A 22,397-nucleotide genomic window follows, 5' to 3' on the forward strand; every position below is an offset into this window, starting at 1 on the left:
GAACAACTTACCTGACGGAGCATATCTGTATCTAATTAACCAAATCTATATGCCACTTAACTCATCTTTTATTTTATTTAATCAAATGTTGATAAGGGGAATAATCGATTTTGTTTTTCTCCAAAAATTTTACCAAAAACTTATTATCCCGCTTCGGTGTGGCAATAATGTATCCTTTGATGCAATGATCTCTCGATACTTCTGTGGCATTGTCTTCAACTGCAATCTTACCGATCTCTGCAGCAATGGAATGTTTGGCGATGTCACGAAATGGCCCGGGAACAGGCTCCACTAGTTGATCCAAAAAAGCTTTGGCTTCATCTGTCCATAAGTGACGGCTCGCTTCAACCCAATAATTCTGCCAATCCAGTTTGGACTTTCCGTCCGCTTTTGGTAGCACTTTCAAAAACTTGCGCATCATAAAAAATCCACCGATACACATGCTGCCAAGCAATAAAAAAGTCCAGAATGCGATCGTATTCATAAACCAATTGCTGGGGGAATAGCTGGTCAGTATCATCGCGTAGGAGTCGAAAATCATTGCGGAGTCACCTCGGTTCATTGATTTTCACGGAAAGACGGATTCAGTCTACCCATGTTCCACATATTAGCTGTCAAAAATAGCCTCTATCCCGAATTATAGCGCATTTCTAGATTTATTTCGATAATCGCGTTAGAATAAGGGATAATTCAGATTAAGGGGGATCAATAATGCTGAAAATCGGCTCCCACGTGTCCTTTTCGGACAAGGGATTATTGAGTGCAACGAAGGAAGCGTCCTCGTACGGTTCCAGTTCGTTTATGATATATACGGGTGCACCACAGAATACACGTCGCAAGCCAATTGAGTCCATGTATATTGAAGAAGGCAAGGTAGCCATGCAAGAGGGTGGAATGGAAGATATCGTTGTCCATGCACCGTACATTGTTAATCTTGGCTCATACAAAGATAACACGTTTAGACTGGCTGTAGATTTCCTTCAGGAAGAGATTCGTCGGACACATGCCATTGGTGTGAAAAACATCGTATTACATCCCGGCGCATTCACAGACAAAGATGCTCACTATGGGATCGGACGGATCGCAGAAGGGCTGAATGAAGTGCTGGAGGGTGTGAAAGAGACGGATGTGAACATCGCTCTGGAGACCATGGCTGGCAAAGGTACGGAGATGGGTCGCAGTTTCGAAGAAATCGCTCAGATTATCGAGAAAGTAACGTATAATGAGCGCCTGACTGTGTGTATGGATACATGCCACATTCATGATGCCGGATACGATATCGTTAATGATTTTGACGGTGTACTTGAACAATTCGATCGTACGGTAGGACTTGACCGCATTGCCGTAATGCATATTAATGATAGTAAGAATGCTGTGGGTGCGCACAAGGACCGTCATACACCGATTGGCTCTGGCTGGATTGGCTTTGAGGCGATTAACCGCATCGTTAACCATGAGAAGCTGCAAGGACGTCCATTTATCCTGGAGACTCCTTGGATTGGCAAAGAGGCCAAGACACAGCGTCCAATGTATGAGGTGGAGATTGCGCTGCTTCGTGGGGATGTTGCCGGTCGATTCGGCCAGGAATTCCTGACAGAAGTAGAACAGATACAACACTTTTTCAAAGGTAAAGAGATTGAGTCCCGTTCGTATATTCTGGATGTATGGACATTGCTCAAAAATGATGCCAAAGCCAAAAAGGCAGATCCGCGCGAACCGCTGGAACGTCTCTATGACATGGTGGCTGAAGCTGCATTGTTCCCGCATTTGAATGAAGAACAACTGAATCATCGCTTGATTGCCTGGCTTGCGGGTTAACCCCCGCAGGTCATGGCTTAATTGAAGGAGGAAGAATAACCCGATGGAGATCCACGCTAAACAAGTACGCCCTGATTCTAAAAACCGCGCCGATCGTGCGCGCATGCTTATTTCCTGTCCGGATGGTCCAGGAATTGTTGCTGCCGTATCTCATTTCCTGCACCAGCATGGTGCAAACATTGTTCAGTCGGACCAGTACACCATGGACCCTGCTGGCGGTATGTTCTTTATGCGGATTGAGTTTGATCTTCCGCAGTTGTTGATCAATTTGCCAAAATTGGAAGCCGATTTTGCAGAAGTGGCAAGCCGTTTCCAAATGGAATGGACGCTATCTGCGGTCAGCCGCAAGAAAAAACTGGCTATCTTTGTATCCAAAGAAGATCACTGCCTGGTTGAATTGTTATGGCAATGGCAGGCAGGTGATCTGGATGCAGATATTGCTCTGGTGGTCAGTAACCACCTCGACATGAAGGATTATGTAGAATCATTTGGCATTCCATATCATCATATTCCGGTTACAGCAGATACGAAAAAAGAAGCGGAACAGCGCCAGCTGGACGTCATCGGCAATGATGTGGATGTGATCATTCTGGCTCGTTACATGCAGATCATCTCTCCAATGTTCATTGAGCACTACCGCAATCGAATCATTAATATTCACCATTCGTTCCTGCCAGCCTTTGTGGGTGGTAAACCGTATGCGCAAGCGTATAACCGTGGTGTTAAAATTATCGGTGCGACAGCGCACTATGTTACGGAAGAACTGGATGGAGGCCCGATTATTGAACAGGACGTGCAGCGAGTTAGCCACGGGGACGATGTAACCGAGCTGAAGCGTATTGGACGTACCATTGAGCGTGTTGTGCTCGCACGTGCCGTGAAATGGCATGTTGAAGACCGTGTTCTTGTTCACGAAAATAAAACCGTTGTATTTTAAGCTCACGCTTTAATACTGTGCAAGGTTGATTCGGAACCACGTAATAGACTAACAATAAAGCGACCCCAATTCGTTTACGAAACGGGAGTCGCTTTTTTTGTTGTGTTGATATACTTTCCGCACAAGCCAAGCATAATACCGAATAGCAGATGTCCTGCAATCCAGTAGAGGATGGCGGACACATCGTACAGGTCTGGCACACGTGATGACAATTGAGAGAGTGGGATATAGAGCAGGGACGAGACTGCACCAAGTAAAAATCCTTTGATCATAGGGCGGCCTGAATGCCTTACCCACCACAGATAGAAGATACCGATGACAACGGACACGATGAGATGCAAAGCAAATTCAATGAATTCGGGTAAGGTTGGTGGAAGACCAGGCACAAAATCAATATTCAGAAGCAGAGTATATACTTGTTCACCTGTGTTGGCCTGAATCATTTTGAGGAAAAATCCCAGGACAACTCCCGAGAGAATTCCCGTTAAAATACCGGATATCCAGGGTAATGAGTGTTTTACCGATGTTGATGGGTGAGCAGCGGGATCTGGCATGATCGAGACCTCCTATGATTGACGCATGTACATTTGAGAAGTAAACCACAGCCCAACTTTCGAATCCATATTCAGGAACATTATATGTGAATTGAGGATGAATATCTAAAAAATGCATGGTTTTCAGGTTAAAGGTTATACTTCATGCGATGGATTTGCGAGGCTCCTTAAGTCTGCTTTTGGAATTTAGTACCTTGTACAGTACGATTTTTGCTTGATAGGCCAAGGATTATTCATCACAAACCACCGATTTTTCACGAACTTCTAAAAGAAGGTTATGGAAAAGCTTCACGCCAAGTGATACAATACAAAAGTGAATAAGTCAAAATGAAACACTCAAGCGGATTCACTTATTGTGAAATTCGGTTTGCTTGGTTGATGAGAGGGATTCGCTTGCGCACCCGACTTATCTAAAGACATGAGGAGGACAAACCATGACTGACAAGAACGAAGCGATTCAAAAGGACGAGAACACTACAATCGACAATCTGTCGATTACGACCGTACGTACTTTGGCGATTGATGCAATTGAGAAGGCAAATTCCGGACACCCGGGTATGCCTATGGGCTCCGCTCCGATGGGGTACCAACTTTTTGCAAAAACGATGACTCATAACCCGGACCACCCAACTTGGGTTAACCGGGACCGTTTTGTCCTGTCTGCAGGACATGGCTCCATGTTGCTGTACAGCTTGCTGCACCTGAGCGGATATGATCTTCCAATGGAAGAACTGAAACAGTTCCGTCAATGGGGAAGCAAAACACCGGGTCACCCGGAATTCGGACATACTGCAGGTGTTGATGCTACAACCGGCCCACTGGGTCAAGGTATTGCAATGGCTGTAGGTATGGCGATGGCTGAAGCTCAATTGGGCGCAACATACAATAAAGACAAATTCAACGTAGTTGACCACTACACTTACGCAATCTGTGGTGATGGTGACTTGATGGAAGGCGTATCTCATGAATCAGCTTCCCTGGCTGGACGTTTGCACCTCGGCAAACTGATCATGTTGTTCGACTCCAATGACATCACGCTCGATGGTAAATTGGATCTGTCTTCTTCCGAAAGCATCGCGAAGCGTTTTGAAGCATATGGCTGGCAAGTGCTGCGCGTCGAAGATGGTAACGATCTGCCTGCAATTGAAAAAGCCATTCAGGAAGGTCAAGCAGATACACTGCGTCCTACACTGATCGAAGTTAAAACGGTTATCGGTTATGGTAGCCCGAACAAACAAGGTAAAGGCGGCCACGGCGGTACTCACGGATCTCCACTGGGTGCAGACGAAGCCAAATTGACTAAAGAGTATTACAAATGGGTTTACGAAGAAAACTTCCACGTACCAGCTGAAGTTCGCGATCACTTTGCACAAGTGAAAGATCGTGGTATCTCTGCTAACAAAGCTTGGGACGAGAAATTTGCCGAGTACAAAAAAGCATTCCCTGAGCTGGCAGCTCAATTTGAAACAGCGATTAACGGCGATCTTCCAGAAGGTTGGGACCGTGATCTTCCTAAATATGCAGCAACAGACAAAGCTCTTTCCACTCGTGTAGCATCCGGTAACGCTCTGAATGGTCTGGCGCACAACGTGCCACAACTGACAGGTGGATCTGCTGACTTGGAAAGCTCCACAATGACTCACCTCAACAACCTGGAGAACTTCACACCTGAAGATTACTCCGGCCGTAACATCTACTTCGGTATCCGTGAATTCGGTATGGCTGGTGCGATGAACGGTATGGCACTGCACAGCGGTGTGAAAGTATTCGGAGGTACGTTCTTTGTATTTACCGATTACCTGCGTCCTGCTGTTCGTCTGGCTGCCCTGATGGGATTGCCTGTAACGTATGTCCTGACTCACGATAGTATCGCTGTTGGTGAAGATGGTCCTACGCACGAACCAATCGAGCAACTGGCATCCCTGCGTATCATTCCTAACCTGACGGTTATTCGTCCGGCTGATGGTAATGAAACTTCGGCTGCTTGGGCTTACGCGCTTGAGAACAAGAGCAACCCGGTTGCACTCGTACTCACTCGTCAAAACCTGCCGATCCTGGAAGGTACGGTTGAAGGTTCACGTGAGAACGTGAAACGTGGTGCTTATGTTGTCTCTGATGCAAAAGATGGCAAAGCGGTAGCACAAATCATCGCTACAGGTTCTGAAGTGCAATTGGCTGTTAAAGCTCAAGCAGCACTTGCAGAACAAGGCATCCAAGTTCGCGTAATCAGCATGCCAAGCTGGGATCTGTTCGAGAAACAAGACAAAGCTTACAGAGAGTCCGTTCTTCTTCCGGATGTTAAAGCTCGTCTTGCGATTGAAATGGCTTATCCAATGGGCTGGGAGAAATATGTTGGCGATCAAGGTGACATTCTCGGAATTAGCACATTCGGTGCATCCGCGCCTGGCGACCGTGTGATCCAAGAATATGGCTTTACAGTGGATAACGTGGTTAGCCGCGTAAAAGCATTGCTATAATAGCTTCATAAGCGCTGTTATGGTTGGGAGGGGCATCATGCTGTCCTGATCCATGGCAGTAAGTTATTTCCGCAGAGATGGGCGGTGACTCGTTATCGCCTTGATCTGTTTTGCCTTTTGTTTTCATTAACTTCAGGGGAGCGGGTACGCATGTCACAATTCGATCAAGTCAGTGTAGTGAAAGAGGCCAACATTTATTATGATGGTCAGGTAACCAGCAGAACGGTTATTTTGGGGGATGGCAGCAAAGTGACTCTGGGCATCATGCTTCCAGGCAATTATGAGTTCGGTACGGATTCCCGTGAAATTATGGAGATTCTGTCCGGAGATCTGAAAGTATTGCTTCCCGGAGAAGAAGAGTGGCAAGAGATTCAAGGTCAAGCTACGTTCCACGTGCCTGCCGAATCCAAATTTAAACTGGAGATACGCAGCGTTACTGACTACGTCTGCTCGTACCCGGCGGAATAACATAAGAAGGGTAAGCAGAACCGCAACCCGCGGATTCGGTTTACCCTTTTTGCTTCTTGAATTCTAACGACAAAGTTCGAGCTGCAAGCTTGTCAGCCCCGTGGATTTGAAGTATCCTTAAGGCAAGTTGTTTAGAATGGAATGCGGATACGGAAATAATATAAGAGGTTGTTCAAAAAGTCCGCTTTTGATTACAAAGGATGCCTGGTGGCATCATCAGCATCGAATATGGAATTCAGCCGAAATGTCCGTTGCTCACGTAGTTTTCCTACGCTCCGCTACTCCATTTCTAGCTTCATCCCATCTTCTCGGTACTGAAAACCGATCTTTTTGAACACGCACTATAATCGAAATCAGGAGGTTTTTGAGATCATGGCAAAAAAAGTGACATTTGACTATAGCACGGCATTGCAATTTGTAAATCAGCACGAAGTGGACTATTTCGCTGAACCGATTCGTTTGGCTCACGAACAGCTTCACAACGGAACAGGAACAGGCTCCGACTATCTGGGCTGGATTGACCTGCCGACGGCTTATGACAAAGAAGAGTTCGCCCGCATTCAAAAAGCAGCTGCCAAAATCCAAAGTGACTCCGAAGTACTGATCGTTATCGGTATCGGTGGATCATACCTGGGTGCACGTGCAGCGATTGAAATGCTGACACACTCGTTCTATAACAATCTGCCAAAAGACAAACGCAAAACCCCTGAAATCTATTTTGCAGGAAACAATATCAGTTCAACATACGTAACTCACTTGCTGGATCTGGTTGAAGGTAAAGATTTCTCCGTCAACGTCATTTCCAAATCGGGTACAACAACAGAGCCAGCAATTGCATTCCGTATCTTCCGTGCAGCTTTGGAAGAAAAGTACGGTAAAGAAGAGGCTCGCAAACGCATCTATGCTACAACAGACAAAGCGCGCGGTGCACTGAAAGAGCTGGCGAATGCAGAAGGATACGAATCTTTCATTATCCCGGATGATGTAGGTGGACGTTACTCCGTTCTGACGGCTGTAGGTTTGCTGCCAATCGCAGCAGCTGGTATCAGCATCGAAGAAATGATGCAAGGTGCGGCTGACGCATCCAAGGAATACAGCAACCCGAATGTAGCTGAGAATGAAGCATATCAATATGCTGCGGTTCGTAACGCCTTGTATCGCAAAGGTAAAGGTACTGAGATCCTTGTAAACTATGAGCCATCCCTGCACTTCGTGTCCGAGTGGTGGAAACAACTGTTCGGAGAGAGTGAAGGTAAAGACTACAAAGGGATCTATCCTGCATCCGTTGACTTCTCTACAGACTTGCACTCCATGGGCCAATTCATCCAGGAGGGTAGCCGTAATATCTTCGAAACTGTTATTCAGGTTACTGAAGTTGCGGAACATATCTCAATCAAATCCGATCCGGACGATTTGGATGGTTTGAACTTCCTTGAAGGAAAAACCATGGACTTTGTTAACAAAAAAGCGTTCCAGGGAACACTGCTTGCACATACGGATGGTCAAGTACCAAACCTGATTGTGAACATTCCAGATATGACTCCATATTCTTTCGGATATCTGGTATACTTCTTTGAAAAAGCATGCGGCATCAGTGGCTACTTGCTGGGCGTCAATCCATTTGACCAACCAGGCGTGGAAGCTTACAAGAAAAATATGTTCGCATTGCTGGGCAAACCAGGCTTTGAAGAAGAGAAAGCAGCGCTCGAAGCGAGACTTTCCGAATAATTCATCGGTCTGCTCATATAGTTGAATAAGGTAATGTAAATCTAACCGGGAATCACTGTTTGTATAAGATGCAGGGTTCCCGGATGTAGATAACCAGGGCAGTTCGTCCGCGTTCGCGCGGGGAACTGCTTTCTTGTAAAATGGGGTAATGGAATATTGAACTCCGAAAAAAGATCAAAAGTTGGACTCAGGAAAAGATCAGAAAGTTGGATTTGCAATGATTGAACGTTATCGCACGGTTCGAGGACCGGGCAATCTGGAAATTGTAATCAAGAAGTCGCGATTTATCGGTCATATTATGCCGGTCACGACAGAGGAAGAGGCCGTTGCCTTTATCGATGAGATCAAGAAAAAACATTGGAATGCGACTCACAACTGCTCTGCGTACATGATTGGGGAGCGGGATGAGATCCAGAAGCAATCTGATGACGGGGAACCCAGCGGAACAGCAGGGAAACCCATTCTTGAAGTGATCAAAAATCAGAAATTAAAAAATGTGGCGATTGTGGTTACGCGATACTTCGGGGGAATTATGCTTGGAGCCGGTGGGTTAATTCGCGCTTATACGGATGGAGCTGTAGCAGCCATTGAAGCCGGAGAAGCCATTACCAACGTGCTGCATCGTGAAGTGTTTGTTGAACTGGATTATACGTGGCTGGGTAAAGTGGAAAATGAGTTAAGAAGCCGGGAAGTCCGTACAGGTGAAACTGGATTCACCGATAAGGTTACGTTGACTTGTCTTCCGCCGGATAGTGAAACCGAGGCTTTTGTTGCCTGGATCACGGATTTGACGCAAGGGCAATCCCGGATCACGGAGGGACAGCGGCTTTATTTTATTGAAGGGGAATAAAATATATGGCTAGAAGAGCAGTCGAACAGGAGTTGTCGAGGGAGCGGATACTGGAGGCGGCGAGGCACCTTTTTATTACCAAAGGATACCGCGCCATTTCGATGCGAAGCATCGGCCAGCATCTGGGCTATAGTCATGGGTCGCTGTATTATCACTTTAAGGAAAAGGCAGAGCTTTTCTATGCCATCGTGGTTGAAGATTTCAATCATCTGGGACATTTGCTGCTGCAAGCTATGGTCAGGCCGGTTCGTGATGATGTGAGCAAGGTAGAGCACATTATGATGGAGTTTATTCGCTTTGGTCTGGAGAATCCCTATCAATACGAAATTATGTTTATGATTAGAGACGAAGAACTGTTGTCTTATTGTCGTACCGAACAGGGACGCTGCTTCGAATTGTTTGCATCAATTATAAGGCAGTATATGAATGAAGCGAACTGTACGGAAGAGGACATTCAAAGGGTACCGCGTACGCTATTTTTGGCTATGCACGGATTCATTTCTTATTACATTCAGGACCGTTTAACGTTTGTGGAGATTGAATCGTCTGCGCTATCTCATGTCAAAGTGCTGTGCCGCAATCTGGGTCAGCAGCCTGGCGTCCAATAATGCGCTATTGTTGCACCCCTACACTTCAGGGCGGTGATTTGTCATAACTTTAATTCTTTATAACGTTGTCTCGCGAAAGTCAGTATGCGCCAAAGACCAAGTCAGGGCGGCTCCAACCCGAAATGAGGGTGGACCGCCTGTTTGTGTTTGCAAAATAAATGAGTAGTAGTCAGGCCAGTTGGGCTGACTCTAGCCTTCCATGATTTTGAGGAAGTACTCCCGCTCACGTGGCCCATCGAATTCGCAAAAGTAAATGCCTTGCCATCGACCAAGCAGCAGCCTGCCCTCATGAATAATCACCGTCTGGGATGGCCCCGTTGTGATCGATTTGAGGTGAGAGGCTGTATTGCCTTCGGCGTGTCGATATTCGGGGTGCTTCCAAGGGTACACTTCGTCCAAACGCAACAATACATCGTGTTTCACATCGGGGTCTGCATTTTCGTTGATGGCAATACCCGCTGTCGTATGAGGACAATAGATGAGCACCGTTCCATTTTGCACCCCGCTACTCTGGATAACCTGCTTCACGTCCCATGTGATATCTCTCATTTCATCTCGTCTGGAAGTGGATATATTCTTCGTATATAACATGTTCAATCGCTCCTTATCATCTCATTTCTTACCCTCGATTGTACCTTAACCACTACATACCAAACAAACCACATATGATGCTGATTATGGGAATCATACAATAACGGAGAGGGCAGAAATAACCTGAAGAAGCGAAGGCGTTCACCTTTATCCCCGGATTTCCCCTTAAAAAGGGGATCAAAGAAATCTGGGGATAACAGTGATCGGAAGGTTGTTCTGGCCGCGTAGTGGATCGGTGTGATATTTATTAATTAATCTCATATGTGGCCCAATTATATTCAATAAAAGCATTGACGATTAGCACTGCAAACTGGTAAAGTATCAGAAAAGCAAAACCAAGTAGACTAATGGGAATAATATTAAAGTAATATCATCCAACTTAGGAAAAATGTCGTATTGAAGCAGGGAGACTGCCGACCGGAACGAAAGCCGGAGGCTGGGAGGGAACGCAGTAATGAATACCGTTCTTCGTCATAAGGGATGGACTTGGGGATTTCGCAGTACCGTATTGTTATATTTTATCGTACTTATTGTACTTCCAATCATCGGTGTGTACGTCAATTCCTTCTCCGAAGGATGGAGCAACTTTGTTCAGAGCATTATGGACCCAATCGCGTGGAAAGCCGTACTGCTGACCATTCGGCTGGCCGTGATAGCCACGTTAATTAATGTGGTGCTGGGCACAATGATCGCCTGGGTGCTGACGCGGTATCGCTTTGTGGGCCGATCGTTTCTTAACAGTCTGGTTGATCTCCCATTTGCACTGCCAACAGCGGTGGGCGGCTTGATGATTATGTTGCTTCTGGGTCCGGTCAGTGCCATCGGGAAACTGGCAGAATCCATGGGATTCGAGATTGTATTTCACCAGCCCGCAATTGTTATAGCAATGACCTTTGTAACTTTTCCATTTGTGATCCGTGCGGTTCAGCCTTTGCTGGAAGAAATTGATCCTTCCGAAGAAGAGGCCTCGTACACGATGGGGGCATCCAAGGCTCGCACGTTCATGCAGGTTATTTTGCCATCCATGGCACCTGGCATGATCAGTGGGGGGATGTTGGCTTTCTCCAGAGGACTGGCTGAATTCGGGGCTGTCGTGCTGGTGGCTGGTAACATTCCAGGCAGAACACTGACCGCTTCCGTATTCATCTACGGGGAGATTGAAAGTGATAATCCAACGGGAGCCGCTGCTGTATCCGTAATACTTCTGACGCTCTCCTTCCTGATTCTCTGGCTGATCAATCTGGTGCAGATGCGGGGGAGAAGACGATGAGAAGACTATTAATCGGGCTGACGTTTGCGGTATTTATTGTACTGATTATCATCCCGCTCGGACGCATTTTTATTGGCGCATTTGAAGACGGGGCAGGCGGATTCCTGAAAGGGCTGATGCGCCCGGAGGCGCTGCACGCCTTGATGATGACCGGAATGGTTGTACTGGTGGTCACCCTGTTAAATACATTGTTTGGCATTATGATGGCCATGTATCTGGTTCGTGCCGGATGGCTTAGCGAACGGATAAGAGGACTGCTGAACAGCATTGTAGACCTGCCATATGCGGTATCACCTGTCATTGGCGGGCTGATGATTGTGCTGATGCTGGGACCTAACAGCATTATGGGCGCTTTTTTTGAAGGAATCGGATTCAATGTGGTATATGCCTTCCCGGGTATGGTTATTGCCACACTGTTTGTTACTTTCCCGCTGATGGTCCGAGAGGTTATGCCTGTCCTGCAGGAACTCGGTTCACAGCAAGAGGAGGCCGCATCCACACTTGGCGCCTACGGGTGGAGAACGTTCTGGAGTGTGACCTGGCCTTCGATCCGCTGGGCGGTGGTGTACGGTCTAGTCTTGACGGTTGCACGCTCGCTCGGGGAATTCGGGGCAGTGTTGGTCGTATCCGGTAATATTATGAACAAAACGCAGACAGCAACAACGCTAGTCTATCAGGATGTAGAGAATTTTAATGTGTCTGCCGCAAATGGTGTGGCATTGGTGCTGGTCACCTTCTCCGCCCTGCTGCTGCTCATGATGGAATGGGCCAAGAAGCGAAAGGAAGTGCATTGATATGCATGTAGAAGTCCGTGATTTGAACAAACATTTCGGTGATTTTCATGCGGTAAAAGATGTCTCGTTCGATATTGTCAAAGGCCATCTAATCGGTCTGCTTGGCCCCAGCGGAGGCGGGAAGACGTCCATTCTGCGCATGCTTGCGGGTCTGGAGAATCCGGGTTCCGGAGAGATTCGTTTTCACGGAAAAGTCGTAAATCATCTGCCTCCACAGGAGCGGGGCATCGGATTTGTATTCCAGAACTATGCCTTGTTCAAACATATGACGGTATTTGAGAATATCGCCTTTGGACTTAAGGTCAAAAAGACGCCGAAAGCCCAGATCCGTGATCGGGTTATGGAACTCGTTGAGCTGACGGGGCTAAAAGGTTTCGAACAGCGCTATCCGCATCAGTTGTCTGGTGGGCAGCGTCAGCGTGTGGCTTTTGCCAGAGCACTCGCCCCGGAGCCGCAACTTCTATTGTTGGATGAACCGTTCGCGGCCATTGATGCCAAGATCCGTCAGGAACTGCGTTCATGGTTGCGTGAGTTGATTGAACGGGTAGGGATTACTTCGATATTTGTAACGCATGACCAGGATGAAGCGATTGAAGTGGCGGACGAGATTATGATTATCAGTCAGGGTCGTCTCGAACAGAAGGGCACACCTTGGGATATCTACAAAAACCCGCAGACACCTTTTGTCGCTACATTTATTGGGGAGTCTACGGTTGTGGAGGATGCTTCACAGCTGAAAGGGTTTGAACATGCCGTCGAGGGTGAAGGTACACGAGCGCTGATCCGACCGGAGTATATTGAGATTGGCTTGAAAAACGAGTTCACCATGTTGTCTGCAACGGAAAAAGGTACAGTCAAACATCTTCATTTCCGCGGCAGTGAATGGATGGTAGAGGTGGAAGTACAGGGGCACAAGTTAATCACATATCGTTCCCTGGAGAAAACGACACTGGAGATCGGCCAACAGATTAGGGTCCTTGTACATCGTGCCTATCTGTTCAATGATTCCAACAGTTGGGTCGTTGAGAACCGACTGAAGGAAGATCCGATGCCGGTGATGATTTAGATCAAGTGGAAGAAAGGGGCTGCCCATGCAGACGAGGAAGAAGAAAGCCATACTCCTATATGTTGCCCTCATGCTTCTGCTCGTCTGCATGACCACTGGATGCAGCAAGCAGGAGGAGTCAAGCGAACAGAACGAGCCCTCTGGTAACGATTCATCCAATACACTGGTGATTGGTGCTTATAGTGTAGCCAAAGACGCTGTAGGCGAGTTGTTGCCCAAGTTCCAGGAGGAGTGGAAAGCGAAGACCGGACAGACGATTAACTTTCAGGAGTCCTATGAAGCTTCGGGTACACAGGCAAGAGCCATCGTTGGTGGATTCGAGGCTGATGTAGCCCTGCTCGCGATGGAGAGTGATATCGACAAGCTGGTCAAGGCTGATCTGGTTAGCTCCGATTGGAAACAGACCCCTAATGAGGGCATGATCACCCGTTCGATTGTTGTTCTGGGTACTAGAGCAGGCAACCCGCTCGGAATTCGTGATTTTCAGGACTTAACCAAGCCGGGAGTGAAGGTACTCTACCCTAATCCAAAGACTTCCGGGGGCGCGCAATGGGATATCAATGCCATTTATGGTGCCGGATTGAAACTGTCGGAGGAGCAAGAGGGGAAGAAAGATCCTGCCGCAGCCAAGGTTTTTCTCGAACAGGTACATCGTAACGTTGAATCATTGGACAAGAGTGGGCGTTCTTCGATGGCGGCATTCGAGTATGGAGTCGGTGATGTAATTGTCACGTATGAGAATGAACTGCTTGCCCGGATCGCCAAAGGTGTAGATTATGATATCGTCATTCCGAAAAATACGATCCTGATTGAGAACCCGGCAGTTGTGGTGAATAAATATGCCGACAAACATGGGAATCGTGAACTGGCAGAAGCCTTTGTCGCATATCTGCGTACACCAGAAGCACAGCACATTTTTGCGAAACATGGTTTTCGTTCAGTAGATCCAGATGTATTTGCACAGACGGAGTCCACATTCCCAACGCCAGAAGGACTATTTGATATCAATTATCTAGGGGGATGGGACGAGGTTCGCAGTACATTGTACTCCAAGCGCGGCGTGTGGTATCAGGTGCTCGCGGGAATATGAGTATTGTTGATGCAATCGCATAGGTAACTGAGCATATGCATACTAAACCTTCATTTCAATGGAAGTAGAGATGGAGGTTTTTTACTGCCAAAAGGTTATAATAGAGGTATACTGAATCATGATTGTTACATAGTATCTGCAGGAAGGTGTGAGTTGAATGAGTTCAGAGATCAAATTATCCCAAAGTACAGCGATTCGACTGGAGCAGGCCCGCGGTAAAGGGATGCCTGAGGAAGAACTATTAAAAGCCATCCAAGCCAAAGATGTTCCCGCTTTTGACGCCGTGTCTGAAGAGGATTACAGATATGATACATTTTTCTCGTATGCGGACGAGCATGGCGAGAATCTGAAAGCGGCAGTACAAGACGGGTACCGGATTACCTTTAATACGCGTGGTGGGCTCGGAATCTGGTTGGAAAAGGCCTTTAAGGTGCAGCCCGAGAAAGACTTCACGGTGGGTGAAGGGATAGTTACCGGATTACAGTTGAAACCGGAGCAGGCAGAGGTGCTGGCAGAGCGGCTTGCGTCGAATTGGGTCATTACCGATTCGAAGGATGTACCTGCGGGTCAGGAACTGACATTGAAGCTGCGAGCACTGGTGTAGTTCCAGCGCTAGGTGGTTGTGACTCGAATTAATCGTTCGTGGCCTATGAAAAAGGTATGGCCTGCTCTTCATGCGGGCGACCCAGGTATAAGGGGGCGTACCGCATGCTGACGAAGCGCACGCTCCCGAATGGAGCGAAGCATGGAGATGAAGTCTGACGGTGAACGGTCAGACCACAGACTGTCGCGAATTGCAGTGGAGAACTGCAGCGGGATGGTCTTTTTTTTTTGCAAAAACAGAGGTGGACGATTACAATCTACATATCATTAATTCAGGGGGAATGCGGATTGAATCAGCTAACATTTCTGGGCACTGGCGATGCGATGGGCGTTCCACGTGTGTATTGTAATTGCGAAGTATGTACAGAGGCGAGGTTTACGGGAGAGAATAGACGGAAACGCTCTTCTGTTCTGATTGACGGTGATGGCGATGGTGCTAGCGAAGAATTCATGATTGACTGCGGACCAGACTGGAGATCACAGATGGAGGATCAGGGATTGCGTATGGTGCATACGCTACTTGTCACTCATGCGCATTTTGACCATATTGGAGGATTGCCGGAATGGGCGGATGCGTGTCGCTGGCTGGGCGTGAAAGGACGTTTATATGCACCGCGTGAAGTGATTGCCACCATTCAGGGACAGTTTCCCTGGTTGGGCCGTCATATGGATTTTTTGGAAACGGATGATGGTATTGAACTGGGCGGCTGGAAGGTACATTCCTGGAAAGTATGCCATGGACATAACGGGTATTCGTACGCATATCGGCTGGATCGGGACGAGTATAGCTGGGCGTACTGTTCAGATGCCATTGACCTGAAGGCCGCTGAGAAAGAGCCATTGCACGGACTGGATCTGCTGGTGCTCGGAACGAGCTTTGTGCATGAGCTTGCGGAATTCTCGACACGTTCCGTGTACGATATGCGCGAGGCACAGGAGCTGCTGCAGGAACTGAAACCTGGTCATACGTATTTTACACATATGTCTCATGACGTCGATGTACGGCAGAATTATAATCTGGATCAAGGCATTACGATTGCCCTTACCGGGATGAAGGTAGCGCTTGGAACCGTATATCCGGACGCGAACGCGTAACTCAGCTTAACGAGCGTAACAAAAATAAATTCAGAAGAGCGTATCCTTTACAAGGGGTTCTTCGTTTACATAGTGTAAGTCAAAATCAATCAGGAACCAGCAAAGGGGGGCCCCCAAGATGGCCTTTGTGAAGTCCGTGGATTGCAGAATCAACAGACCACATGATGATGGTGAAAAATATCAATCTAATATTGAATCCGGTGGTAACGCCGGACCAAATCAATTGAACCGAAGTATCCATGCCGTATTACCCGACCTGATGGGTTCGTTGTATGCGTACTGTTTATCTTTGACGAAATCAGTACCAGAGACGGAGGATCTGGTTCAGGAGACCTGTCTCAAAGTGTTGTCGTCGCGTGTGGTTCAATCTTCCGGAATGACTCAAGAGGTCAACTGGGAGGCATATCTGATTCGTATTGCACGCAATACGTGGATTGATATCATACGCGAGCGTGAGAGAATGGAATGTAAACTGGACAGCTTGAAGCCACTCCTGCACGAAATAGAGGAAGAAAGGCGATTCGAGGAATTGGAGTCTGCCGTTCAACTCCTTATAGATAAGCTACCACCATGGCAGCGAGCGATATATGTATTACGTGAATTAATGGGTTACAAGGCGGCAGAGACTGCGGAAATGTTGGATACGACAGAAGGCGCAGTGAAAGCAGCGTTAAGTCGAGCTCGCTCTGCCATAGCTGAAGTGAGGCACAAGTTGGAACAATCGGACACTGAATTGCAGTATGAAGAAGGCACAGTGGCAAACAATCGGGAGGAACTGCGTAGCTATCTGCTGGCATTTCGTAATGGTGATACAGCCCGAATCATTGATCTGTGCCTGAATCGGACTGATGATCCGATGGCTGTGGCGGGGACTATTTTGCAGCAGACATTGCCGTCTCCATCCATGCAGCCAATGATGTACGGGTACTCCACTTCTGGCACGAATTCGATGTCGTATGGAGGAGGATACACGGCCACCATGGTTGCCTAAACCAAGGAGGCGACATACATGAATGTAGTACCTTATGTAGTGGAACAGACAGCTCGCGGAGAACGGAGCTATGATATTTATTCACGTTTGCTCAAAGACCGGATCATTATGGTGTCCGGGGAGATCGAGGATCAGATGGCGAATGCTATCGTGGCCCAGTTGTTGTTCTTGACTGCGGAGGACCCGGAGAAGGACATCCAGATGTACATTAATAGCCCTGGTGGATCGGTGACTGCGGGATTCTCGATCTATGACACGATGCAATTCGTGAAGCCGGATATCTCTACGATCTGTACAGGTATGGCGGCGAGCTTTGGCACGATCTTGCTGGTGGGTGGAACAAAAGGCAAGCGTATGGCGCTGCCGAACAGTGAGATCATGATCCATCAGCCACATGGCGGTACGCGCGGGCAGGCATCCGATATGTTGATTCATGCCAACCGCATCATTCAGCATCGTCAGCGCCTTAACAAGCTGTTAGCCGACCATACAGGACAGTCGATTGAGCGGATTGAAAAGGACTCGGATCGAGACTATTTCCTGACCGCTGCTGAAGCCGTCGAATATGGATTGGTGGATAAGGTCATATCCAGCTCATAACAGTAGCCCGGAAGGTCATGTGACCTTTCGGGCTTATTTTTGGCTTCTAACGATACGCTTATGTCGCATAGGCAGGAAGTATGGATCATTTTAATTTAAACGACATTTCTTTGGCCAGCGTAATGAGCCTGCTCATGCCTTCCCGAATCTGCTGCTCATGTGCATAAGAGAAGGACAGGCGCAGCTTGCGACTGGCTGAATTATCCGAAGAATCAAATACGGTTCCGGGTACAAAGGCAACGGATTGTTCCATGCATCGGTGAAGCAGTCTCCCTGTATCCACACCCTCAGGAAGCTCCACCCAAAAGTTGAGTCCGCCCTCGGGTCGGGTCCACGTCCAGTCCGTTTCCAGTAGACACTGTTCCATCACTTCCATTCGTAGCTGGATGGCGGTCCGCAGCTTGGACAGATGCTGATGCATGCGTTCTGACTGAAAATAACGGAGAAAAAGCTTCTGGTTCAGAAGGGCTGTTCCGTTATCTGTCAGTGATTTTACAGCCTGTAGTCCTGGCATGAATCGTTGACGGCATATGATGGCTGCAATTCGCAGCCCGGGTGCAACATACTTGCTGTAACTGCGAATGTACAGGGTGTGTCCAGTGGTGTCGTAGGTGAAAATGGGCGCAGGAGGTTTCTCTTTAAAATAGATATCATAGGTGCTGTCGTCTTCGAGCAAGAAACAACCATACTGTTCTGCAAGTTCCGGTAATTGCTTCCGCTGTTCAACTGGAACATTAACCCCGGTCGGATTATGAAAGGTTGGTGTCGTATAGAATAAGCGTGGTTTCTCCGTTTTCATCAGATGCTCAATCTGCTCCAGATCATACCCATCGGGGTGAATATCTGTAAAGATCAGACGGGCACCCTGTTTGCGGAAAATTTCCATTGCAGGGCCATACGTGGGCCTATCCATCAGAACACGATCACCGGGTCTGACCAGACTGCGGGAGATCACATCGATGGCCTGCTGGGCCCCCGAGGTAATGAGCACTTCGTCTGCCGAGAGATAGAAGCGTTCTTTTTTCGTTAGATGGCTTGCCAGCGCACTTCGCAATTCCAGATCTCCCTGAATTGTGGAATATGTGCCGAGCAAACGGGGATATTGATCGAGCAGATCACGCATCAGTTCACCCCAATAACGGTTGGGCAGAAGAGAGGGATCGATTAACGATTTGGAAAACTGGTATTCTGCTTCAAGAGACTGTACCCGTGCTAGTGAATCCCAATGCAGCCAGGCAGACACAGCGGGATCATCCGCCTGATCGGTTACAGAGAAGGGGGTTGCTGGACTGACATAGTAGCCAGACTTGTCCTTCACATAAACATTCCCACGTTCCTTTAACTCCTGATAAGCTTTGAAAACGGTCAATCGATGTACGCCGAGTAGCTCGGACAGGCTTCGTACAGATGGCAGTTTTTCATGTTCAGCCCATTCTCCCGCTTCTATACGCACAACGAGATAATGGATGACTTGCTCATATAGTTTCAGGCTGTTATCTGTCATCATCATGGTTTTGCCCACCCGGCTCACACTCCTTTTGAACTCTATTGTAACAGTAAACGGAAGATAACTGTTCTGTTTTGTTCATTCTGTTCTATACACAGTGCTATATGATGGAGAACAGATAAAGGGGTGGTTATCATGGTGGGGATTGCATTTACGGTTATGTGTCTTATTTTCGGTACAACATTTCTGGCTATTAAAATTGGAGTGGAGGCAGGTATGCCGCCTTTTCTGTCAGCCGGACTGCGATTTGTAATCGCGGGAGCGCTGATGTTTGCATGGATGTGGATGAAGGGGAAGGTCAATTTTTCCCTGCTGTGGCGTAAAGAAATGCTCATTACAGGTGCAGGACTGACGTTTGGTACATTTGCGACCTTATATTGGGCTGAACAATATGTGAGTTCGGGCGTTGGTGCGATTTTGTCAGCCACAGGTCCACTCATGATTATGCTGATGCAGACAGCTTTGTTACGACAAAAAACATCTGCACGCATGATTATGGGATGTCTGATCGGCTTTGCCGGAGTTGTGCTAGTCGTTCTGCCGGGTGTGTCCATTGGTGGAAGTCCACTATGGCTATGGGGCTGTATTGCCGTTCTGGTGGGAGAAGTGTGTTATTCAGCAGGTGCGTTATACTCCAAGAAGGTTATCAATCAGTTCAAAGAAGCAAACCCCGTAGCGATTAACGCAGTACAGATGATGTATGGAGGACTATTGTTAACCTTGCTCTCAGCGGTGACAGAATCCTGGAATATGTCCGCTCTGGATTGGGTGCCTGCTGTCTCGTCCGTAATTTATTTGACGGTAGTTGGCTCAATGGTTGGTCACAGCCTGTTCTACTGGATCATGTCTCGCACGAATCCGCTGTTCCCGGCGACCTGGTTGTACATCTCCCCGCCGATTGCGGTTGGTCTGGGTGCCGTTGTCTATAATGAACATGTCAGCTGGATTACGTGGATCGGTGTGGCACTGGTGGTTGCAGGCCTGCTGGCAATGAACGAAAAAGTGATGGGGTGGTTAAAACGAGGTGGGCGCACAAATCCACTGGTTCAGACTTCCAAAACTGTGGTAAAATAATTTGCGATTGCGGCTATTTGGGACGAAAAGGTGAATTCGATGAAAAGTATGGGGATAAGAGTAAATAAGTCTTACTTATTTCAGATTCGTAATTAAGTGACAATAAGATTGGTTTGAAAATAAGAACAGCCCTGCACAAGCGAGTTAACGTTGTGTAGGGCTGTTTATTTTTTGTGTTTTGATCAAAACACATATTGTGCAAAAATGCTTCCCTTGAACCTTACTCTGCGTTCAGTACAAACTTCTCGATAACCTCTTTTACGCCATCTTCGTTATTGCTCGCCGTAATGTAGTCAGCCAGCTCTTTAAGGGCAGGGATCGCATTGCCCATGGCTACGCCAAGTCCTGCAACTTCCAGCATCTCATGGTCATTCCAAGAGTCGCCAATGGCAATGCACTCGCTCAATTGGTGACCAAAGTGGTCTGCGAGGAATGTAAGGGCGTGGCCTTTGGTTCCTTCATTATGCATGATCTCCAGGAAATAAGGTTTGGACTTCGTGATATGCACTTGTGGTCCGAGCAATTCACGCAGGTCAACGGCAACCTTATCCAAGTAATCCGGCTCATCGATGATAAGCAGTTTTGGTGTTTGTTGTTCAATTACTTTGATGAAATCAGATTCGATGTAATATTGTGTGCCGTTCAATTTGGCATAATCACGCAGTTTGTCGTTTTCTTCACGAGCATACAGTTTGTCATCAATGTACGTTTGAAGGTGGAGATTATTCTCCAGGCAATAATCGTACAATTTACGGGAAGCCTCCTGTGGAACGTAACGCTCATAGAGTACTTTTTCGTCCAGCAAGTTTTTCACCAATGCACCTTGATACGTAATGATCGGCACGTTAAGTCCGGTTTGACGAGCAAGCGCTTGTGCGGAAGCATAAGCACGTCCAGTCGCCAGCGTTACGGTTACACCATGGGCAACCGCTTGTTCCAGCGCAGTTTGCGTGGCAGGGGTTACTTCCTTGTTGTCGTTGATCAGAGTGTCATCAATGTCGATTGCGATTAATTTGTAGGTCATCTGAGTTTCTCTCCTTTTTTATCTGTATCTATACTAACGAACGAAAAAATAAGGTTTACACGAGGCCACTCCGAATACAGATTCATCTTTCGATCGCTGTTATCCCCGGATTTTTTTGATTCCATTCCCCCAAGGGGAAATCCGTTGATAAAGGCGAACGCTTCGCTTCTCCCGATGAATTCTGTCTTCTCCGTTAACGTGTAAAGTTAGACTTCGTTCTAAAACTATACTTACATCTAAAACCTACTCCTCCAGGAATACAAGGCCGATAAAGTCTTCCAGCTCCAGGTTGCCGAAGTAGTGTTTTACATCCAGGCCCTCAAGTGCAGTCCGCACCTCGGATTCCTCATAACGCTTGCCGCGCAGCATATCTTCAATATCTGCCACATCGCCTACGCCGAAGAAGTCGCCGAAGATTTTGATATCTTCAATTCGTCCATCCTTGATGTTCATGCGCAGGTCAATAATGCCGACAGGGAATTTGCGGGTATGCTTCACATTGCTTTCTGGAGACAGACCATAGTTCCAGTCCCAGTTGCTATAACGCTCGGCAGAGATTTCCTTGATTTTGTCCCAGTCTTTCTCTGTGAGTGTATATTGCGGGACGTCTTGCGGCTCCATTCGGAAAATGTGACGCAACAGCTCATCGCGGAACTGCTCAATTGTAAGGTTACTGTCGATCAGGTCACGAATGTTGGCGACCCGGCTGCGCACGGATTTGGTACTTTTGGATTTGAATTTCTCGGGATTCACGTTCAGGGATGCCTGTACATGATCCAGATTCAGGTTAAACATCAATGTGCCGTGACTGAACATGCGTCCGCGGGTAGAGAATTGGGCATTGCCCGAAATTTTCTTTTCTCCCACTTGCAGATCGTTACGCCCGGTTAGTTCAGCATTGACTCCAAGTTCCTGCAAGGCTTCAACCACAGGCTGGGTGAATTTGCGGAAGTTGTGGAAGGATTGACCGTCATCGGCTGTAATAAAACTAAAATTCAGGTTGCCGAGGTCGTGATATACCGCTCCGCCTCCCGAGAGACGACGGACAACCTGTACACCGTTATCTTGCACGTATTCGATATTAATCTCTTCAATGGTATTCTGGTGCTTTCCGATAATAATGGACGGGCGATTGATGTAGAACAGCAGGTAGCTGTCATTCTCCATCGGCAGATGTTTCAGAATATACTCCTCAATCGCGAGGTTTACAGACGGATCTGTAATGCCCTGGTTATCAACAAACAGCATGGTC

At 47.5% G+C, this 22,397-nt stretch carries 23 protein-coding genes; 16 read left to right on the plus strand and 7 right to left on the minus strand.

Features of this window, described 5'->3' with window-relative positions:
* Positions 1-73 precede the first annotated feature (73 nt).
* A complete protein-coding gene (locus AC1S8V_RS07315) occupies positions 74-541 on the minus strand; it encodes a DUF2621 domain-containing protein (protein ID WP_253506432.1) in 468 nt (155 codons plus the stop codon).
* Positions 542-711: 170 nt separating this feature from the next.
* On the opposite strand from AC1S8V_RS07315, the gene AC1S8V_RS07320 reads away from it, so the two are divergent.
* Complete coding sequence (locus tag AC1S8V_RS07320; protein ID WP_482073056.1) at positions 712-1,818, plus strand: deoxyribonuclease IV; 1,107 nt, start codon at positions 712-714, stop codon at positions 1,816-1,818.
* A 43-nt stretch (positions 1,819-1,861) separates the two neighbouring features.
* The gene (purU, locus tag AC1S8V_RS07325) at positions 1,862-2,755 is read left to right on the plus strand and encodes a formyltetrahydrofolate deformylase (RefSeq protein ID WP_062833143.1); all 894 of its coding nucleotides are present in this window, start codon (positions 1,862-1,864) and stop codon (positions 2,753-2,755) included.
* A 74-nt stretch (positions 2,756-2,829) separates the two neighbouring features.
* On the opposite strand, the gene AC1S8V_RS07330 is transcribed toward purU, so the two are convergent.
* The gene (locus AC1S8V_RS07330; protein WP_482073057.1) at positions 2,830-3,309 is read right to left on the minus strand and encodes a hypothetical protein; all 480 of its coding nucleotides are present in this window, start codon (positions 3,307-3,309) and stop codon (positions 2,830-2,832) included.
* Positions 3,310-3,743: 434 nt separating this feature from the next.
* On the opposite strand from AC1S8V_RS07330, the gene tkt reads away from it, so the two are divergent.
* The 5 genes from tkt to AC1S8V_RS07355 all read left to right on the plus strand — a co-directional run bounded on the left by tkt (position 3,744) and on the right by AC1S8V_RS07355 (position 9,440).
* A complete protein-coding gene (gene tkt, locus AC1S8V_RS07335) occupies positions 3,744-5,786 on the plus strand; it encodes a transketolase (RefSeq protein ID WP_062833145.1) in 2,043 nt (680 codons plus the stop codon).
* Positions 5,787-5,936: 150 nt separating this feature from the next.
* Positions 5,937-6,254 (plus strand): pyrimidine/purine nucleoside phosphorylase, encoded by a 318-nt coding sequence (ppnP, locus tag AC1S8V_RS07340; RefSeq protein WP_347399506.1) that lies wholly within the window; start codon positions 5,937-5,939, stop codon positions 6,252-6,254.
* A 372-nt stretch (positions 6,255-6,626) separates the two neighbouring features.
* Entirely contained in the window at positions 6,627-7,982 is a 1,356-nt protein-coding gene (locus tag AC1S8V_RS07345) for a glucose-6-phosphate isomerase (RefSeq protein WP_017689982.1), read from the plus strand.
* Positions 7,983-8,199: 217 nt separating this feature from the next.
* On the plus strand, positions 8,200-8,832 hold the full coding sequence (locus AC1S8V_RS07350) for a YigZ family protein (protein WP_036610785.1): 633 nt from the start codon (positions 8,200-8,202) through the stop codon (positions 8,830-8,832).
* Between the two features lie 5 nt (positions 8,833-8,837).
* Positions 8,838-9,440, plus strand: coding sequence for a TetR/AcrR family transcriptional regulator (locus AC1S8V_RS07355; protein WP_091015271.1), 603 nt, complete (start codon positions 8,838-8,840; stop codon positions 9,438-9,440).
* Between the two features lie 189 nt (positions 9,441-9,629).
* On the opposite strand, the gene AC1S8V_RS07360 is transcribed toward AC1S8V_RS07355, so the two are convergent.
* The gene (locus AC1S8V_RS07360; RefSeq protein WP_482073058.1) at positions 9,630-10,031 is read right to left on the minus strand and encodes a secondary thiamine-phosphate synthase enzyme YjbQ; all 402 of its coding nucleotides are present in this window, start codon (positions 10,029-10,031) and stop codon (positions 9,630-9,632) included.
* A 454-nt stretch (positions 10,032-10,485) separates the two neighbouring features.
* On the opposite strand from AC1S8V_RS07360, the gene cysT reads away from it, so the two are divergent.
* The 5 genes from cysT to AC1S8V_RS07385 all read left to right on the plus strand — a co-directional run bounded on the left by cysT (position 10,486) and on the right by AC1S8V_RS07385 (position 14,855).
* The gene (gene cysT, locus AC1S8V_RS07365; protein WP_145320373.1) at positions 10,486-11,301 is read left to right on the plus strand and encodes a sulfate ABC transporter permease subunit CysT; all 816 of its coding nucleotides are present in this window, start codon (positions 10,486-10,488) and stop codon (positions 11,299-11,301) included.
* Entirely contained in the window at positions 11,298-12,095 is a 798-nt protein-coding gene (locus AC1S8V_RS07370) for a sulfate ABC transporter permease subunit (protein WP_482073059.1), read from the plus strand. Before cysT ends, AC1S8V_RS07370 begins: the two co-directional genes overlap by 4 nt.
* Before the next feature lies 1 nt (position 12,096).
* Positions 12,097-13,161, plus strand: coding sequence for a sulfate/molybdate ABC transporter ATP-binding protein (locus tag AC1S8V_RS07375; protein WP_482073060.1), 1,065 nt, complete (start codon positions 12,097-12,099; stop codon positions 13,159-13,161).
* Between the two features lie 25 nt (positions 13,162-13,186).
* The gene (locus AC1S8V_RS07380; protein WP_482073061.1) at positions 13,187-14,251 is read left to right on the plus strand and encodes a sulfate ABC transporter substrate-binding protein; all 1,065 of its coding nucleotides are present in this window, start codon (positions 13,187-13,189) and stop codon (positions 14,249-14,251) included.
* Positions 14,252-14,408: 157 nt separating this feature from the next.
* Positions 14,409-14,855: a hypothetical protein gene (locus AC1S8V_RS07385; RefSeq protein ID WP_482073062.1), complete on the plus strand. Its 447-nt coding sequence runs from the start codon at positions 14,409-14,411 to the stop codon at positions 14,853-14,855.
* A 68-nt stretch (positions 14,856-14,923) separates the two neighbouring features.
* On the opposite strand, the gene AC1S8V_RS07390 is transcribed toward AC1S8V_RS07385, so the two are convergent.
* On the minus strand, positions 14,924-15,088 hold the full coding sequence (locus AC1S8V_RS07390; protein ID WP_482073063.1) for a hypothetical protein: 165 nt from the start codon (positions 15,086-15,088) through the stop codon (positions 14,924-14,926).
* A 54-nt stretch (positions 15,089-15,142) separates the two neighbouring features.
* On the opposite strand from AC1S8V_RS07390, the gene AC1S8V_RS07395 reads away from it, so the two are divergent.
* The 3 genes from AC1S8V_RS07395 (at position 15,143) to clpP (ending at position 17,540) form a co-directional block, all read left to right on the plus strand.
* The gene (locus AC1S8V_RS07395) at positions 15,143-15,949 is read left to right on the plus strand and encodes an MBL fold metallo-hydrolase (protein WP_482073064.1); all 807 of its coding nucleotides are present in this window, start codon (positions 15,143-15,145) and stop codon (positions 15,947-15,949) included.
* Between the two features lie 118 nt (positions 15,950-16,067).
* Entirely contained in the window at positions 16,068-16,940 is an 873-nt protein-coding gene (locus AC1S8V_RS07400; protein ID WP_482073065.1) for an RNA polymerase sigma factor, read from the plus strand.
* 18 nt (positions 16,941-16,958) lie between these two features.
* Positions 16,959-17,540, plus strand: coding sequence for an ATP-dependent Clp endopeptidase proteolytic subunit ClpP (gene clpP, locus AC1S8V_RS07405; protein WP_017689971.1), 582 nt, complete (start codon positions 16,959-16,961; stop codon positions 17,538-17,540).
* 85 nt (positions 17,541-17,625) lie between these two features.
* Here clpP and AC1S8V_RS07410 read toward each other — a convergent pair whose 3' ends face one another.
* Positions 17,626-19,062, minus strand: a complete 1,437-nt coding sequence (locus tag AC1S8V_RS07410; protein ID WP_482073066.1) for an aminotransferase-like domain-containing protein — start codon at positions 19,060-19,062, stop codon at positions 17,626-17,628.
* Positions 19,063-19,182: 120 nt separating this feature from the next.
* Here AC1S8V_RS07410 and AC1S8V_RS07415 point away from each other — a divergent pair, with 120 nt between their 5' ends.
* Positions 19,183-20,121, plus strand: coding sequence for a DMT family transporter (locus AC1S8V_RS07415; protein WP_482073067.1), 939 nt, complete (start codon positions 19,183-19,185; stop codon positions 20,119-20,121).
* Between the two features lie 220 nt (positions 20,122-20,341).
* On the opposite strand, the gene AC1S8V_RS07420 is transcribed toward AC1S8V_RS07415, so the two are convergent.
* Both AC1S8V_RS07420 and lplA read right to left on the minus strand, forming a co-directional pair.
* Positions 20,342-21,145: a Cof-type HAD-IIB family hydrolase gene (locus AC1S8V_RS07420; RefSeq protein ID WP_145320352.1), complete on the minus strand. Its 804-nt coding sequence runs from the start codon at positions 21,143-21,145 to the stop codon at positions 20,342-20,344.
* Positions 21,146-21,388: 243 nt separating this feature from the next.
* Positions 21,389-22,393: a lipoate--protein ligase gene (lplA, locus tag AC1S8V_RS07425; RefSeq protein ID WP_482073068.1), complete on the minus strand. Its 1,005-nt coding sequence runs from the start codon at positions 22,391-22,393 to the stop codon at positions 21,389-21,391.
* Between the last annotated feature and the right edge of the window lie 4 nt (positions 22,394-22,397).

The organism is Paenibacillus sp. B46(2026), from assembly GCF_056786355.1.